General features: G+C 68.4%; 20 protein-coding genes. 13 read left to right on the top strand and 7 right to left on the bottom strand.

Features of this window, described 5'->3' with window-relative positions:
* Positions 1 to 24: 24 nt before the first annotated feature.
* From hisG to EDC29_RS05915, 7 genes are all read right to left on the bottom strand, one after another.
* Positions 25 to 675, bottom strand: a complete 651-nt coding sequence (gene hisG / locus EDC29_RS05945; protein ID WP_123139525.1) for an ATP phosphoribosyltransferase — start codon at positions 673 to 675, stop codon at positions 25 to 27.
* Positions 676 to 687: 12 nt separating this feature from the next.
* Positions 688 to 1,950, bottom strand: a complete 1,263-nt coding sequence (gene murA / locus EDC29_RS05940; RefSeq protein ID WP_123139526.1) for a UDP-N-acetylglucosamine 1-carboxyvinyltransferase — start codon at positions 1,948 to 1,950, stop codon at positions 688 to 690.
* Between the two features lie 127 nt (positions 1,951 to 2,077).
* Positions 2,078 to 2,404, bottom strand: a complete 327-nt coding sequence (locus EDC29_RS05935; protein WP_123139527.1) for an STAS domain-containing protein — start codon at positions 2,402 to 2,404, stop codon at positions 2,078 to 2,080.
* Complete coding sequence (locus tag EDC29_RS05930; RefSeq protein WP_123139528.1) at positions 2,401 to 3,021, bottom strand: MlaC/ttg2D family ABC transporter substrate-binding protein; 621 nt, start codon at positions 3,019 to 3,021, stop codon at positions 2,401 to 2,403. Before EDC29_RS05930 ends, EDC29_RS05935 begins: the two co-directional genes overlap by 4 nt.
* Positions 3,021 to 3,488 carry an outer membrane lipid asymmetry maintenance protein MlaD gene (mlaD, locus tag EDC29_RS05925; protein ID WP_123139529.1) on the bottom strand — a complete coding sequence of 156 codons (468 nt, stop codon included), beginning with the start codon at positions 3,486 to 3,488 and terminating at the stop codon, positions 3,021 to 3,023. Before mlaD ends, EDC29_RS05930 begins: the two co-directional genes overlap by 1 nt.
* 4 nt (positions 3,489 to 3,492) lie before the next feature.
* A complete protein-coding gene (gene mlaE, locus EDC29_RS05920) occupies positions 3,493 to 4,275 on the bottom strand; it encodes a lipid asymmetry maintenance ABC transporter permease subunit MlaE (RefSeq protein WP_005224479.1) in 783 nt (260 codons plus the stop codon).
* Between the two features lies 1 nt (position 4,276).
* Complete coding sequence (locus EDC29_RS05915; protein ID WP_123139530.1) at positions 4,277 to 5,173, bottom strand: ABC transporter ATP-binding protein; 897 nt, start codon at positions 5,171 to 5,173, stop codon at positions 4,277 to 4,279.
* Positions 5,174 to 5,583: 410 nt separating this feature from the next.
* Between EDC29_RS05915 and EDC29_RS05910 the strand changes: the two genes are divergently transcribed.
* From EDC29_RS05910 to ptsP, 13 genes are all read left to right on the top strand, one after another.
* The gene (locus EDC29_RS05910) at positions 5,584 to 6,603 is read left to right on the top strand and encodes a KpsF/GutQ family sugar-phosphate isomerase (protein ID WP_123139531.1); all 1,020 of its coding nucleotides are present in this window, start codon (positions 5,584 to 5,586) and stop codon (positions 6,601 to 6,603) included.
* A 92-nt stretch (positions 6,604 to 6,695) separates the two neighbouring features.
* Entirely contained in the window at positions 6,696 to 7,217 is a 522-nt protein-coding gene (kdsC, locus tag EDC29_RS05905; protein WP_005224482.1) for a 3-deoxy-manno-octulosonate-8-phosphatase KdsC, read from the top strand.
* The gene (lptC, locus tag EDC29_RS05900; protein WP_123139533.1) at positions 7,214 to 7,810 is read left to right on the top strand and encodes an LPS export ABC transporter periplasmic protein LptC; all 597 of its coding nucleotides are present in this window, start codon (positions 7,214 to 7,216) and stop codon (positions 7,808 to 7,810) included. The genes kdsC and lptC overlap by 4 nt, the downstream gene beginning before the upstream one ends.
* Complete coding sequence (gene lptA / locus EDC29_RS05895) at positions 7,807 to 8,295, top strand: lipopolysaccharide transport periplasmic protein LptA (RefSeq protein ID WP_123139534.1); 489 nt, start codon at positions 7,807 to 7,809, stop codon at positions 8,293 to 8,295. The genes lptC and lptA overlap by 4 nt, the downstream gene beginning before the upstream one ends.
* Positions 8,296 to 8,308: 13 nt before the next feature.
* Positions 8,309 to 9,034 carry an LPS export ABC transporter ATP-binding protein gene (gene lptB / locus EDC29_RS05890; protein WP_123139535.1) on the top strand — a complete coding sequence of 242 codons (726 nt, stop codon included), beginning with the start codon at positions 8,309 to 8,311 and terminating at the stop codon, positions 9,032 to 9,034.
* Between the two features lie 181 nt (positions 9,035 to 9,215).
* Positions 9,216 to 10,688, top strand: coding sequence for an RNA polymerase factor sigma-54 (locus tag EDC29_RS05885; protein ID WP_123139536.1), 1,473 nt, complete (start codon positions 9,216 to 9,218; stop codon positions 10,686 to 10,688).
* 35 nt (positions 10,689 to 10,723) lie between these two features.
* Entirely contained in the window at positions 10,724 to 11,077 is a 354-nt protein-coding gene (gene hpf, locus EDC29_RS05880) for a ribosome hibernation-promoting factor, HPF/YfiA family (RefSeq protein ID WP_062273339.1), read from the top strand.
* 287 nt (positions 11,078 to 11,364) lie between these two features.
* Positions 11,365 to 11,823: a PTS sugar transporter subunit IIA gene (locus EDC29_RS05875; RefSeq protein WP_123142524.1), complete on the top strand. Its 459-nt coding sequence runs from the start codon at positions 11,365 to 11,367 to the stop codon at positions 11,821 to 11,823.
* 19 nt (positions 11,824 to 11,842) lie between these two features.
* A complete protein-coding gene (hprK, locus tag EDC29_RS05870) occupies positions 11,843 to 12,811 on the top strand; it encodes an HPr(Ser) kinase/phosphatase (protein WP_123139537.1) in 969 nt (322 codons plus the stop codon).
* A 48-nt stretch (positions 12,812 to 12,859) separates the two neighbouring features.
* Entirely contained in the window at positions 12,860 to 13,717 is an 858-nt protein-coding gene (gene rapZ, locus EDC29_RS05865) for an RNase adapter RapZ (RefSeq protein ID WP_123139538.1), read from the top strand.
* On the top strand, positions 13,714 to 14,115 hold the full coding sequence (locus EDC29_RS05860; RefSeq protein ID WP_123142522.1) for a PTS sugar transporter subunit IIA: 402 nt from the start codon (positions 13,714 to 13,716) through the stop codon (positions 14,113 to 14,115). The genes rapZ and EDC29_RS05860 overlap by 4 nt, the downstream gene beginning before the upstream one ends.
* A complete protein-coding gene (locus tag EDC29_RS05855; RefSeq protein WP_123139540.1) occupies positions 14,112 to 14,381 on the top strand; it encodes an HPr family phosphocarrier protein in 270 nt (89 codons plus the stop codon). Before EDC29_RS05860 ends, EDC29_RS05855 begins: the two co-directional genes overlap by 4 nt.
* The gene (gene ptsP, locus EDC29_RS05850; RefSeq protein ID WP_123139541.1) at positions 14,378 to 16,114 is read left to right on the top strand and encodes a phosphoenolpyruvate--protein phosphotransferase; all 1,737 of its coding nucleotides are present in this window, start codon (positions 14,378 to 14,380) and stop codon (positions 16,112 to 16,114) included. Before EDC29_RS05855 ends, ptsP begins: the two co-directional genes overlap by 4 nt.
* Positions 16,115 to 16,188: the final 74 nt, after the last annotated feature.

Raw genomic sequence — 16,188 nt, 5'->3', positions numbered from 1 at the left:
CCGTCGCCACGGACCCCATAGCATTCAATTCTGGTTGCTTGCCAGCGCCTCGCGCAGGCTCTCGAGCAGCCCATTGACCGCGGCATGCTTCATCTTCCAGGCGGCCTTGTTGACCACCAGCCGCGAGCTGATGTCGCTGATGTGCTCGAGCGGCACCAGGCCATTGGCCTTGAGCGTGTTGCCGCTCTCGACGAGGTCGACGATACGATCGGCCAAACCGACCAGCGGGGCCAGCTCCATCGAACCGTAAAGCTTGATGATATCGACCTGCTCGCCCTTGGCGGCGTAATAGCGCTCGGCGCTGCGCACATACTTGGTGGCAATGCGCATGCGCCGGTTGGTCGGCGGCGTGCTGTCGGGCAGCCCGGCGACCATCAGCCGGCAGCGGGCGATGCGCAGGTCGAGTGGCTCGTAGAGCCCCTCGCCGCCGTGCTCGAGCAGCACGTCCTTGCCGGCGACGCCGAGATCGGCGGCGCCGTACTGGACATAGGTGGGGACGTCACTGGCGCGGATGATGACGAACTTCACCCGCGCGTCCGTGGTCTCGAGGATCAGCTTGCGGCTGCGCTCCGGATCATCCAGCGGATGGATCCCGGCATGGGCCAGCAGCGGCAGGGTCTGCTCGAAGATACGGCCCTTGGACAGGGCGATGGTCAGGGGGGTGTTCGCTGTCATGGTGTCGCGATCCTAGTCCGCGCCCGAGGTCCGCCGCAGATCGGCGCCCAGGGCGTGCAGCTTTGCTTCGATGTTGTCATACCCGCGATCGAGGTGGTAGAGGCGATCGACCAGGGTCTCGCCCTCGGCCACCAGACCGGCCAGCACCAGACCGGCCGAGGCGCGCAGGTCGGTGGCCATCACCGGCGCGGCGGTCAGTCGTCCGACCCCGCGACAGATGGCGGTATTGCCCTCGATCCGGATCTCGGCGCCCATCCGCTCGAGCTCGGGGACGTGCATGAAGCGGTTCTCGAAGATGGTCTCGGTGACCGTGCCGACGCCCTCGGCGATGCTGTTGAGGGCGCAGAACTGGGCCTGCATGTCGGTCGGGAAACCGGGGTGCGGCGCGGTGTGGATGTCGACCGCGCGCGGGCGCCGACCGTGCATGTCGAGGGCGATCCAATCCTCGCCGGTCGCGACCTCGGCGCCGGCCTCGCGCAGCTTCTGTACCACCGCGTCGAGCGCCTCGGGACAGGTCCGCTCGACCCGCACCCGCCCGCCGGTCATGGCGGCGGCGACCAGGAAGGTGCCGGTCTCGATGCGATCGGGCATCACCCGATGGCTGCCGCCGCCGAGCCGCTCGACGCCCTGGATGCGGATGCGATCGCTACCGGCGCCCTCGACGCGCGCCCCCAGGGTATTGAGGAAGGCGCCGAGGTCGGCCACCTCGGGCTCGCGCGCGGCGTTCTCGATCACCGTCTCGCCCTCGGCCAGGACGGCGGCCATCATCAGGTTCTCGGTGCCGGTGACCGAGACCATCTCCATCACCAGCCGCGCCCCGCGCAGACGGCGCGCGCGGGCGCGAATATAGCCGCCCTCGACGGTGATCTCGGCGCCCATCGCGCGCAGCCCCTCGATGTGCAGGTTGACCGGGCGGGCGCCGATGGCGCAGCCCCCGGGCAGGGAGACATCGGCACGACCATAGCGCGCGAGCAGCGGCCCGAGCACCAGGATCGAGGCGCGCATGGTCTTGACCAGCTCGTAGGGCGCGGCGAAGTCGTGCAGCGTGCGCGGCTCGACCTCGACCCGATCACCCTCGCGGCGCAGCGCCGCACCCATCCGCCCGAGCAGCTCCAGGGTGGTGGCGATATCGCGCAGGCGCGGGATATTGGTCAGGGTCACCGGCGCGTCGGCCAGCAGGGTGGCGGCGAGGATCGGCAGCGCCGCGTTCTTCGCCCCCGAGGCCTCGACCACGCCATCGAGCCTGGTCCCACCGTTAATCAGCAGCTTGTCCATGGTCTCGGCGAACCCCTGAGGGACAAAGGCGCTCGCGCCCGCTCCCTCGCTCTGTTTCGATTGCGACGGACACGCCGCCGCCGGCCCAGGCTCGAGCATCACTCCAGCATCCACCACAGGCTCCCTGTCAGCTCGATCGCGCCGCCGCCGGGGTGGTCGATACCGGCAACAACTCCAGGATGTTCGAAAAGGCCGCGATCCGCCGCAGCGAATCGGGAAGATTGGCATAGCTCAGCGCGACGCCGCGCGCCCGGGCGAGGTCGAGCCATTCGAGCAGCAGCGCCAGACCGGCGCTGTTGGCGGCGCTGACGCCGGCCAGGTCGATCTCGACGGTCGTGGGCGCGCGCAGCAACGCCTCGCCCTCGACCGCCAGCCGGGTGACCGTGGCGAGATCGAGTACGCCGTCGAGACGCCAGCGACCCGGCGCGGTCTCGCTCAGGCGGGTGGCGCTCATTCGCGCCCCTTGAGGTTCATGTCCTCGAGCCGGGCGATCAGACCGTCGATCCCGGAGCGCTGGATCTCGGTGGCGAAGTCGCTGCGATAGTTGCCGACCAGGCTGGCATTGCTGATCACCACGTCATAGACCTTCCAGCCGGAACCACCGTCGTACATGCGGTAGTCGACCGGGATCGGCGAACCGCCCGACTGCTGAACCTCGGTGGCGACGGTCACCATGTTCGGGCGCGAACTCGGGCGCACCGGCAGATAGCGGATCTCCTCGCCCGAATAGCTCAGCAGCGAGCGCGCATAGGTGCGGATCAGCACCTGCTTGAAGCTGTCGACCAGACGCTGGCGCTGCGCCTGACTGGCCTCGCGCCAATAGCGACCGACCGCGCCCTGGGTGATGCGCACGAAGTCGAAGTGAGGCGCGACCTGGTCCTCGAGCAGACCATAGATCAGGCTCGGATCGCGCTCGATCTCGGCGCGGCGCTGCTCGAGGGTGTCGAGCATGCGCATGGTGGTGCGCTCGACCAGGGCGGTGGCCGACTCCTGGGCCGCGCTCGCCAGACCACTGCCGAGGCTCGCCAGCACCAGGGTCACCAGCAATAGAAAATGACGTTGCCGCAACATCAGCCGTCTCCGCTTGCCTTACTGAATAAGAATTGTCCGATCATCTGCTCGAGGATCATCGCCGACTGGGTCTGCATGATCTCGTCACCGTCGCGCAGCACGTCGGGGCTGCCGCCGGGCTCGAGTGCGACGTACTGCTCGCCGAGCAACCCGGAGGTGAAGACGTTGGCGAAGGTGTCCATCGGCAGGTTGTCGACCGCCGAGTCGATGCGCAGCGTCACCACCGCCTCGAAGGTGCGGGGATCGAAGTCCACCGCTTCCACGCGCCCGACCCGAACCCCGGCCATGCTCACCGGCGCACGCGCCTTGAGGCTGCCGACGTTGGCAAAGCGTGCGGTGAGCCGATAACCCTCGTCGCCCCCGGCGAGATTGAGGTTGCTGACCTGCATCGCGAGGAAGAACAGGGCGACGAAGCCGGCGACCATGAAGGCCCCGACCAGGATCTCGATGTTGCGTTGTCTTGCCATCTCATCAGCCTCCGAACATCAACGCGGTGAGCACGAAATCGAGCCCGAGCACGGCCAGCGCGCCATGCACCACGGTACGGGTGGTCGCGCGGCTCACGCCCTCGGAGGTCGGGCTGCAGTCATAGCCCTGGAACAGCGCGATCCAGGTCACCACCACGCCGAACACCAGCGACTTGATGACACCGTTGACCACGTCCTCGCGAAAATCGACCGCCGACTGCATCTGGCTCCAGAAGGCGCCGGCGTCGACGCCAAGCAGCCCGATGCCGACGAAATAGCCGCCGATCACGCCGACGGCACTGAACACCGCCGCCAGCAGCGGCATCGCCAACACCCCGCCGAACAACCGCGGCACCAGGATCCGGCGCACCGGATCGACGGCCATCAACTCCAGCCCGGCGAGCTGCTCGGTGGCCTTCATCAGGCCGATCTCGGCGGTCAGCGCCGAGCCCGCGCGACCGGCCACCAACAGCGCCGTGACCACCGGGCCGAGCTCACGCACCAGCGAGGCGGCGACCATCAGCCCCAGGCTCTCGGCGGCGCCGAAGCGAGCCAGCACATAGTAGCCTTGCAGCGCCAGCACCATGCCGACGAACAACCCGGAGACGCCGACGATCAGCATCGAGAGCACGCCGACGTTGTAGACCTGCGCGATCAGCAGCCGCGGCCGGCGCAGCACCTCACCGATGCCGAGCACCATCGCCAGCAGCAGCCGATGGGCGCGTCCGAAGCGCGCCAGGGCATCGAGCCCACCGCGACCGAGTCGCGCCAGGGGATCGAACAACATCTCAGCGTCCTCCCCGGCTCAGCAGGTCTTCGGCCAGCGAGGGCCCCGGATAGTGGAAATGCACCGGCCCGTCGGCCTGACCGTCCATGAACTGGCGCACCCAGGTCGAGCGCTCGGCGGCGATCTCGGCCGGTGAGCCCTGGGCGACCACCCGACCGTGCGAGATCAGATAGACATGATCGGCGATCCGGCTGGTCTCGGCCACATCGTGCGACACCAGCACGCTGGTGAGGTTCGCCGCGTCGTTGAGCTGGCGGATCAGCGACACCAGCGCGCCCATGGAGATCGGGTCCTGGCCGGTGAAGGGCTCATCGTAGAGGATCATCTCGGGATCGAGTGCGATCGCCCGCGCCAGCGCTACCCGACGCGCCATGCCGCCGGACAGCTCGCTCGGCATCAGCGCGCGCGCGCCGCGCAGCCCCACCGCCTCGAGCTTCAGCAATACCAGCTTGCGCAGCAGCGAAGGCGAGAGGTCGGTGTGCTCGCGCAGCGGATAGGCGACGTTGTCGAAGACGTTGAGATCGGTCAGCAGCGCCCCGCTCTGGAACAGCATGCCCATGCGTCGGCGCAATCGATAGAGCGCGCTCTTGTCGAGCTCGTGCACCGCCACACCGCCGATCTCGACGCGACCGGCGTCAGGACGCAGTTGTCCGGTAATCAGTTTGAGCAGCGTGGTCTTGCCGGTCCCGCTCGGTCCCATCACCGCAGTCACGGCGCCGCGACGGATGTCGAGATCGAGCCCGTCGAAGATGACCCGCTCGCCGCGGCGGAAGGTCAGGTCGCGGACCCGCACCAGCACATCGTCGGTGGCGGATGCCCGCGCGGCTCCATTGGTGCCCGCAGACGCGTCCTCGACCCGGACGCCCGGCGCGCCGCCTGGGCCCTGGCTTGGCATCATGGTGAAATGTCGCTATCGACGCATCGGTCGGCCAAAGCGGGCAATTCTCGCGGCCCCGGCGCGGGGCGTCAAGCAAAGGGCGGCCAGCGACCAAGAAGATTGAACCGCCAAGCCGCGAAGGGCGCAAAGAAGAGGTAGGGCCTCCAGCGACCAGCCTCCAGTCGCCAGTGGGTGTGCGTCCTCGACAACAGCACGGCCTGCCATCACCATTGGCGCCAGCGCTTGAGGACACGTGACCACGGGCCGCTGGTCGCCGACCACTTGAACACCTTTGCGCTCTTTGCGGCGTGGCGGTTCAATCCTGGCGGCTGGCGGCTGGCGACAGCCCCTCGCCCGATGCGACATGTCCGCGTGGCATGGTGTATTTTTCTTGGTTTGACCGACCACTCATCGGCTCCATCCCCGAGACCATGACCGAACGACGACAACTCGGCGCCCGTCTGGCGCCGCTCGATGCCGGCGAGCACCAACGCATCATCGATCTCGCCCGTGCCGTTCTCGACACCGAGGCCCAGGCGATCACGGCGCTCGCCGCACGGATCGACACCCCTTTTGTCACCGCCTGTCGCTACATGCTCGCCTGCGCCGGACGCATCGTGGTCACCGGCATGGGCAAGTCGGGGCACATCGGCGGCAAGATCGCCGCCACCCTGGCGAGCACCGGCAGTCCGGCCTTCTTCGTCCACCCCGGCGAGGCCAGCCACGGCGATCTGGGGATGATCACCCCGCTCGACGTCGTGGTGGCGATCTCCAATTCCGGCGAGACCGCCGAGGTGCTCACCATCCTGCCGGTGCTCAAGCGCCTCGGGGTGCCGATGATCGCGATGACCGGGCGGCGCGACTCGACCCTGGCGCGCGAGGCCGACGTCCATCTCGATGTCACCGTCTCGGCCGAGGCCTGCCCGCTCGGCCTGGCGCCGACCACCAGCACCACCGCGGCGCTGGCAATGGGGGATGCGCTCGCCGTGGCGCTACTCGAGGCGCGTGGCTTCACCGCCGAGGACTTCGCCCGCTCGCACCCGGCCGGGAGCCTGGGGCGGCGCCTGCTGCTGCACGTCGACGACATCATGCATCGCGACGAACGGGTCCCCCGCGTCGGGCGCGAGGCGAGCCTGCTGGCCACCCTCGAGGAGATCTCGCGCAAGGGGCTGGGGATGAGCGCGGTGGTCGACGAGGGTGGGCGGCTGTGCGGCATCTTCACCGACGGCGACCTGCGCCGTGCGCTCGATCGCGGCGTCGACGTCCACCACACCCGGATCGAGACGGTGATGACCCGCGACTGTGTCACCATCTCCCCCGGCGCGCTCGCCGCCGAGGCGCTGCAGCTGATGGAGGCGCGCTCGATCAACGCGCTGCTGGCGCTCGACGACGAGCGCCGCCCGGTCGGCGCACTCAACATGCACGACCTGTTGCGCGCGGGCGTGGTCTGAAACTGCCCCCGCTGGTCAAAACCGCCCGCGCACCCGACAATGCGCCGCACAGGGGCCCGCCCCTTCTTCCTCATCAAGGAGTCACCAGGGAGATGCAAGAGATCCGCAACCGCGCCGCCGCCATTCGTCTGGCGATCTTCGACGTCGACGGCGTACTCACCGACGGCAGCCTCTATCTCGGCGACGACGGTCAGGAATACAAGGCGTTCAACGCCCGCGACGGTCACGGCATGGTGATGTTGCGCGAGTCCGGCGTGACCCTCGCGGTGATCACCGGGCGCAGCTCGCGGGTGGTCACCATGCGGATGAAGGGATTGGGGGTGAACCACGTCTACCAGGGCCAGCGCGACAAGCTCGCCGCCTATCTCGAGCTGCGCGAGCGACTGGGGGTCGAGGACGCCGCCGTGGCCTATCTCGGCGACGACGTCATCGACCTGCCGGTGATGCGCCAGGTCGGGCTCGCCGCGGCGGTGGCCGATGCCCACCCGATGGTACGCGCCGAGGCGCACTGGCACACCACGGCGCACGGCGGGCGCGGCGCCGCGCGCGAGTTCTGCGAACTGATCATGGACGCTCAGGGGACGCTCGCGCGACTGGCCGGACAGCGTCCATGAGCACCCGCGCGCACTGGCCGCTGCGCTACTACCTGCTCGCCGCCTTCTTCGCCTTCAGCGGGCTCGCGGGCTGGTGGCAGGTCCAGCGCATCGACCAGCCGCAGGGACCGGCCACCGTACGCCCCCGCGTCCCCGACTACGTGGTCCACGCGTTCACCGCGCTCGAGACCGACACCAGCGGCGCACCGAGCCGACGCCTGAGCGCGACCGAGTTGCGTCAGTTCGTCGCCGAGGATCTCTCCGAGCTCGACCGCCCACACATGCAGCTGTTCCAGTCCGACGGACCGCCGTGGCGCGCGCGCGCCGAGCACGGGCTGGTGCTCGACGGCGGCGCGGAGGTGCGGCTGACCGGCGACGTCCATCTCGAGCGCGACGCCACCGCCGAGGCCCCGCCCGCGCACATCGAGACCGAGCAGCTCAACGTCTGGCACCAGCGCGCCTATGCCCGTACCGACCTGCCGGTGCGGGTGGCCAGCGGCGAGGACTGGCTGAGCGCCACCGGCATGCAGCTGTGGTACGACGAGCCGGCGCGCGCCACCTTCCACGGTCGCACCCGGATGCTGCTCGCCCCGACCCAGGAGACCCAACCATGAGCCCTCCACTGCGCCTGCTGGCACTGTTGCTGTTGTTCGGCTGGAACCCGGCCAACGCGCTCGACGACGACCCCCAGCAACCGATGTACATCGAGGCCGACGACGTCGAGGTACGCGAGGCCGAGGGCACCAGCATCTATGTCGGCAACGTCGAGGTCACCCAGGGCAGCATGCGCCTGCACGCCGACCACATGACCGTCTATCACCGCGAGGACCGCCGCCCGCGCCAGATCATCGCCATCGGCACCCCGGCGCGCTTCCGTCAACTGCTCGAGGACGACCAGGGCGAGGTCCGCGCCTTCGCCAGGCGCATGGAGTTCGACACCGACCGCGACGAGCTGGTGCTGATCGACGAGGCGGTACTGATCCAGGGCGAGGACCGCGTCGCCAGCGAGCGCATCGTCTACGACCGTGCCCGCGAACACTTCCGTGCCGGCGGCAGCGGTCGGGTGCGGATCACCATCACCCCCGAGGAGGAGTCATGACAGGGGTCGACGGATGAGCGTACTGCGCGCCGAACAGCTCAAGAAACGTTATCGCAGCCGCGAGGTCCTGCGGGGAGTGAGCGTCGAGGTCGAGGCCGGCGAGGTGGTCGGGCTGCTCGGCCCCAACGGCGCGGGCAAGACCACCTGCTTCTATCTCATCGTCGGGCTGATCCCGGCCGACCAGGGACGCATCACCCTCGACGAGCACGATGTCACCCTGATGCCAATGCATGCGCGCGCGCGCGCCGGACTGAGCTATCTGGCGCAGGAGCCCTCGGTGTTTCGCAAGCTCAGCGCGCGCGACAACATCCTCGCGATCCTCGAGACCCGCGGCGACCTCGACCGCGAGCAGCGCGAGCAGCGTTGCGAGCAGCTGCTCGAGGAGCTCGGCATCGCCCATATCGGCGAGTCGCTGGCACTCAGCCTCTCCGGCGGCGAGCGCCGTCGTCTCGAGATCGCCCGCGCGCTGGCCGTCGACCCCAAGGTGATGCTGCTCGACGAGCCCTTCGCCGGCGTCGACCCGATCGCCGTGGGCGACATCAAGGCGATCGTCTCGCACCTGCGCGAGCGCGGCATCGGCGTGTTGATCACCGATCACAACGTGCGCGAGACGCTCGACATCTGCGATCGCGGCTACATCATCAGTAATGGCGAGGTGATCGCCGCCGGCCGCCCCGACGAGCTGCTCGCCAACCAGCAGGTACGCGACGTCTATCTCGGCGCCGACTTCGCCATGTAGCATGTAGGCGGCAGCATCCGCGCCCCGCTGCTACATATTGGGAGTAAGATGAAGACCATCGCGCCCCGGCAGGGGGCGCGCTTGACGTGACTCAGGCACCTTTGTTGCCACCCGACCTATAATCGTCATAGGACGGTCATCGACCCGGCATAGAGACAGACGCAAGACGCATCGGCGATCCATGAAGCAAACCATCCAGCTTCGCCTCGGCCAACACCTGACGATGACGCCCCAGCTGCAGCAGGCGATTCGCCTCCTGCAGCTGTCGACGCTCGAGCTGCAGAAGGAGATCCAGGAGGCGCTGGACTCCAACCTGATGCTCGAGGAGGCCGAGGAGGCCGACCGCTTCGCCGCCAACGGTGAGGACAGCGGCAATGGCGCACACGAGTCCCCGCCCAGCGATGAGCAGGGCAGCGCCGAGCGTGAGCTCCAGGGCGAGACCAACGAGATCCCCGATGAGCTCCCGGTCGACACCCAGTGGGCCGATGTCTACGACGGCTATCTACCGCCGAGCACCCAGGGCAGCGCCGAGAACGCCGATTTCGACCCCTTCCTCCACCAGAGCCGCCCTCAGACCCTGCACGATCACCTCCTCTGGCAGCTCAACCTGATCCGGCTGAGCGAGCGCGACGAGATGATCGCCGAGGCGGTGATCGATGCCATCGACGCGCGCGGCTATCTTCGGGCCGATCTCGACGAGCTGCTGAGCACCATCGGCGACGATCAGATCAGCCTCGAGGAGATCGCCACCATGGTGCACCGGGTGCAGTCGTTCGATCCCCCGGGGGTCGGCGCCCGCGATCTCGCCGAGTGCCTGCAGATCCAGCTGCGGCAGCTCCCCGCCGAGACCCCGCAGCGCGACCTCGCGCTGGCGATCTGTCGCGACGGCTTCGAGCACCTGCCGCGCAAGGACATCGCCGCGCTGATGCGCCGCTTCAAGCAGACCGAGCCCGAGATTCGTGGTGCACTCACGCTGATCTGCCAGCTCAACCCGCACCCCGGCGACTTGATCGCGCAGGAGCCCCCGGAGTACGTTGTACCCGACATCTTCGTGCGCAGAGAGAATGGTCGCTGGTCGGTGGAACTCAACCCGGAATCCACACCTAAACTGAGGGTGAACGCAGACTACGCCCGGCTGATCCGGCGCGCCGACACCAGCAGCGACAGCGTCACCATGCGCAACCACCTGCAGGAGGCGCGCTGGTTCATCAAGAGCCTGGCGAGCCGCAACGACACCGTGCTGCGGGTGGGCGCCAAGATCGTGGAGATGCAGCAGGCGTTCTTCGAGCACGGCGAGGAGGCGATGCGGCCGATGGTGCTGCGCGACGTCGCCGAGGCGCTCGAGCTGCACGAGTCGACCGTCTCCCGGGTCACCACGCAGAAATACATGCATACGCCGAGGGGCACCCTGGAGTTCAAGTACTTCTTCTCGTCCCACGTCAGCACCACTTCTGGTGGGGAGTGTTCATCAACGGCGATCCGCGCGCTCATTCGTAAGCTGATCGCCGCCGAACCTGCCAGAAAACCCTTGAGCGACAGCAAGATCGCGGCCGAACTGGCCGATCGCGGCATCCAGGTCGCGCGTCGAACCGTCGCCAAGTACCGCGAGGCCATGGGTATTCCAGCCTCGAACGAGCGCAAACGCCTGGCATGAGCAGGCTGTTTGGAACCCCTGTAAGGAGTCCAATGATGCAAATCAATCTGACGGGTCATCACGTCGACATCACCGAGGCACTGCGCGACTACGTCGACAGCAAATTCGCACGCCTGGCGCGTCACTTCGACCACGTCACCAATGCCCACGTCATTCTCAGCGTTGAGAAGCTCGACCAGAAGGCCGAGGCGACGCTGCACATCAATGGTGGGAAGCTCTTCGCCGACTCCGTGCATGAAGATATGTATGCCGCGATCGACGGCCTGACCGACAAGCTCGATCGCCAGATCCTGCGCCACAAGGAGAAGAAGAACGACTATCGCAGCGCACCCGGCCCGAAGGCGGCCGACTCTGAAGCCGAGGCCGACGCCGAGGCCGATACCGAATAGCCCGGCAACGGCCTGATGGCCCATGCGTCGGCGGGGCGTCGGGACACCCGACACCCGCCGGACCGACGCACCGACACCTCGAACGGATCCGTGATCGCGCCGTTCGGGGTGTTTTGCATTGAGACCCTGAGATCCGAGCCGATATCGACACCTGCGGGCTCCGACGACTCGAAGGACACCCAGAATCCATGACCACGACCACGCGCCCCGATCACCCGCCGGTATGGACACCGGACACCGTCACCGCCCAGCGCCCCTGTCCCTGCGACCACCAGGAGCCTTGACCGATGTTCAGTCCAGACCTGATCAGCGAGGCCCGAGTCAGCTGCGGTGCCGAGATCGCCAGCAAGAAGCGGCTGCTCGAGACGCTCGCCGAGCTGCTGGCCAACGACCACCCCCGTCTCAACACCGAACTCGTCTTCGAGCGTCTGCTCGAGCGCGAGCGACTCGGCAGCACCGGACTCGGTCACGGTGTGGCGCTGCCGCACGCCCGCATCAAGGAGATCAACGAGGTGCTCGGAGCCTTCGTCAGCACCAGCACCGGGGTCGACTATGACGCGATCGACGGCGAGCCGGTCGATCTCGCCTTCGCCCTGCTGGTCCCGGAGAGCGCCACCGAGGAGCATCTGCGCTTGCTCGCCCGGCTCGCCGGCATGTTCAGCGACCCGGCCACCCGCGCCGCGCTGCGCGAGGCCGGCTCGGCGGCGAGCGTGCTGCAACTGATCGAGACGAGCGAGGCGCGCTAGCGCCACGCCGACCTGGGCCATGCTCGACAGCCTCCAGTCACTCCTCGAACAGACCGGCCCGCGGCTGCAGCTGCGCTGGCTCAACGGCGAGCCCGAACAAGGCTCCCCACTGCGCCGGCCCGAGCGCGCACGCTCGCGCGAGTCGCTGATCGGCTCGCTCAACTGCATCCACCCCAACTGTCTGCAGGTGATCGGGCGCGCCGAGCAGCGCTATCTCCAGGCACTGGGACGCACCGCCTTCGAGGAAACCCTCGAGCAACTCTTCGCCGAGCAGCCGGCGGCGATCCTGTTCGCCGACGGCCTCGAGCCCCACCCCGCCTTCTTCGCCTTCGCCGCCGAGCACGACACCCCGCTGCTCGGCTCGCCGCTCGGCGACGAGGAGCTGATCAACCACCTGCGCTATTTTCTCACCCACGCCCTGGCCGAGCGCCAGACCCTGCACGGCGTCTTCATCGAGGTGCTGGGGATGGGGGTATTGCTGGTCGGCGATCCGGCGGTGGGCAAGAGCGAGCTGGCGCTCGACCTGATCACCCGCGGTCATCGGCTCATCGCCGACGACGCGCCGCGCTTCGCGCGCATCGCCCCGGAGGCCATCGAGGGCACCTGCCCGGAGACCCTGCGGGACTTCCTCGAGGTGCGCGGGCTGGGTATCCTCAACATCCGCGCGATGTTCGGCGAGGGCGCGGTCCAGCGCAGCAAGACGCTGAACCTGATCATCGATCTGCAACCCCTCGACCAGCAACAGATCGCCGGTCTCGACCGGCTCACCGGCAGCCTCTCGGCAACCGACGTGCTCGGGGTGGCGATCCCGACCATCACCATGCCGGTGGCGCCGGGACGCAACCTGGCCATCCTGGTGGAAGCGGCAGTGCGCCACCAGATCCTACGTATCCGTGGCTATGACGCCGGCGTCGACTTCATCGACCGGCAGGCGCGGGCGATCCGTCTCGACCGCCCCGACCCGCCCGGCCCCGGATCCAGACCCTAGCACCGCTCCCGACCTCGATCGGGACCGGCCCGGAGCAACCCGCAGCCCATGAAACTCGTCATCCTCAGTGGCCTGTCCGGCTCGGGCAAGAGCGTCGCCCTGCATACGCTCGAGGACCTTGGCTATTACTGCATCGACAACCTGCCGCTGTTCCTGCTCAAGGACCTGGTCGCGGGGCTGCGCAAGGCCCCCGACGACGGCTTCTCCAGCACCGCGGTGGGCATCGACGCGCGCACCAGCCCGCGCGCGCTCGGTCGGCTCGCGGAGCTGATCGAGGAGGCGCGCGCCCAGGGCATCGACTGTCGGGTGATGTTCCTCGACGCCGACACCGACACCCTCAAGCGCCGCTTCAGCGAGACCCGGCGGCGTCACCCGCTCACCCGCGGCAACCGCTCGCTCGACGAGGCCATCCGCCTCGAGCGCCGTCTGCTCGAGGCCATCGGCCGCTGCGCCGAGATCCGTATCGACACCACCCACACCAATGTGCACGAACTACGCGACCTGGTCCGCGCCCACCTCGTCGGCAGCGACTCGCCCAAGGTCTCGATCCTGCTGCAGTCGTTCGGCTTCAAGCACGGCGTGCCCAAGGACGTCGACTTCATCTTCGACGTGCGCTGCCTGCCCAACCCGCACTGGCAGCCGGAACTCAAGCCACTGACCGGACTCGATCAGCCGGTGATGGAGTTCCTCGACGCCAGCACCGAGGTCGGCGAGATGCGTGACGACATGCTCGCCTTCTTCGACCGCTGGATCCCGCGCTTCGAGACTGACGGGCGCAGTTATCTCACCATCGCCATCGGCTGTACCGGCGGCCAGCATCGCTCGGTCTACATGACTGAGGCGCTGCGCCGTCACTTCGAGCAGACCGGTCACAAGGTGCTGGTCAGACACCGGGAGTTACCGTGAGCATCGGACTGTTACTCATCACCCACCAGCCACTCGGCGGCGACCTGCTGCGCATCGCCAGCGCCATCCTCGGCACCGAGCCGGCAGCCACCGAAGCGCTCGAACTGGTCAACGACCGTCCCTGCGAGTGCATGCTGCGCGAGGCGCTCGACTGCGTCGACCGACTCGACCAGGGCGGCGGCGTACTGGTGCTCACCGATCTCTACGGTGCCACCCCGGCCAACATCGCCCTGGCGCTGCACGAGCAGCGACGCCGGGTGCGGGTGATCTCCGGGGTCAACCTGCCGATGCTGCTGCGCGCGCTCAACTATGCCGAGCTCGACCTCGACAGCGTCGCCGAGAAGGCGCTCGAGGGCGGGCGCGAGGGTGTGATTCGCTGCCAGGAGCAGGACGCATGACCAGCAAGGACTTCGAGATCATCAACAAACTCGGCCTCCACGCCCGCGCTGCGGCCAAGCTGGTGCAGTGCGCCAACGGCTTCACCAGCCGCATCGAGGTCGAGCGCCGCGGTCAGCGCGTCAACGGCAAGAGCATCATGGGGGTGATGATGCTGGCCGCCAGCCGCGGCACCTGGATCACCGTCAGCGCCGAGGGCGAGGACGAGGCCGCTGCACTGACGGCGATCGAGCAACTCATCGGCGACCGCTTCGGGGAAGGCGAGTGACCATCGCCTATCAGGGCATCGGCATCCACTCGACGCGCGCCATCGCGCTCGGGCCGGCGCTGGTCGACAGTCGCAGCCTGGCCACCATCGGCCATATCGAGATCAGCGACGAGCAGGTGCCCGCCGAACTCGAGCGGCTGGAGCGGGCGATCGCCTCGGCACGTGGCGCGCTCGAGGCGGTGCGCGCGCAGATCCCCACCCAGACCCCGCAGAACATCGCCGAATTCATCGATACCCATCTGCTGATGCTCGAGGACGCGGCGCTGGTCGAGGAGGTCCGGCGCATCGTCAGCGCCGAGCGCTGCAGCGCCGAGTGGGCGCTGCAGCAGCAGCGCGACACCCTGGTGCGCATCTTCGACGAGATGGACGACCCCTATCTGCGCACCCGCCGTGACGACGTCGAGCACGTCGTCCACCAGATCCAGTCCTTCCTCGCCGGCGAGTCCCCGGAGCCGCGCCTGCCCGAGCACGATCTCGACGGCCATGTGGTGGTCGCCCGCGACCTCACCCCGGCCGACACCATCCTGCTCCACCACCGCGGCATCGCCGGCTTCGTCACCGAGTTCGGCGGGCCGATGTCGCACACCGCGATCCTCGCGCGCAGCCTCGGGGTCCCGGCGGTGATCGGGGTGCGCAACATCACCCGCTACATCGAGCCGCGCGAGTTCCTGGTGGTCGACGGCGAGAACGGCACCGTGCTGTGCGATGCCGACGACCTCACCATCGCCCACTTCCGTGATCGCGTCCGCGCCGCCGAGGCGCGCCAGCACCGGCTGCGCCGACTGATCGGACGCGCCGCGCGCACCCGCGACGGCATCGCAGTCGGCCTCCAGGCCAACCTCGAGCTGCCCGAGGACGTGGAGACGGCGCGCGCCAACGGCGCCGCCGGCGTCGGACTCTACCGCACCGAGTTCCTCTACATGAACCGCCTCGACCTGCCCGACGAGGAAGAGCAGTTCGCCAGCTACGCGGCGATGATCGAGGGACTCGGCGGCATCCCCACCACCATCCGCACCCTCGATCTCGGTGCCGACAAGGACAGCGCCGCCCAGCCCATCGAGCCGAGCGGCAATCCCGCGCTGGGGCTGCGCGCGATCCGTCTCTGTCTCAAGGAACCGGCACTGTTCCGACCACAGCTGCGTGCCATCCTGCGCGCCTCGGCGCTCGGTCCGGTGCGGCTGATGCTGCCGATGGTCTCGGGGGTGCGCGAGGTCATGGCGGTACGCCAACTGCTCGAGCAGCTCAAGCGCGAACTCGCCAGCGAGGGGCTGGCGCACGACCCGGCGCTACCGCTCGGCGCGATGATCGAGGTGCCGGCCGCGGCGCTCGCCGCCGGGGCCATCGCCCGTCACTGCGATTTCCTCTCGATCGGCACCAATGACCTCATCCAGTACACCCTCGCCATCGATCGCCTCGACGACGCCGTCAACGACCTCTACGACCCCACCCACCCGGCGATCCTGCGGCTGATCCGCATGACCATCGAGGCCGGTCGCGCCCGCGGCATCCCGGTCGGGATGTGCGGCGAGATGGCCGGCGACGCGCGCTTCACCCGTCTGCTGCTGGGGCTCGGGCTGCGCGAGTTCAGCATGCAGCCCGGTGCCCTGCTCGACGTCAAGGAGGTGGTGCTCGCCGCCGACACCAGCACCCTGCAGCGACGCACCGAGGCGCTCTTCGCCCGGCTCGACGAGGCCGACCCACAGGACCTGCTCGCGGCACTCAACACCGATTGACGCCGCCCCCAGGCCCCTCCCATCGGCTCTGTTAGGATAGGCGCAACCGAGCGCCGGCCCCCGCGATGCACCGC

The organism is Marichromatium gracile, from assembly GCF_004343155.1.
GTDB classification, from domain to species: Bacteria; Pseudomonadota; Gammaproteobacteria; order Chromatiales; family Chromatiaceae; genus Marichromatium; species Marichromatium gracile.
Note: the sequence above shows the minus strand (reverse complement) of the source record. Positions and strands in the feature narration are given on the sequence as shown.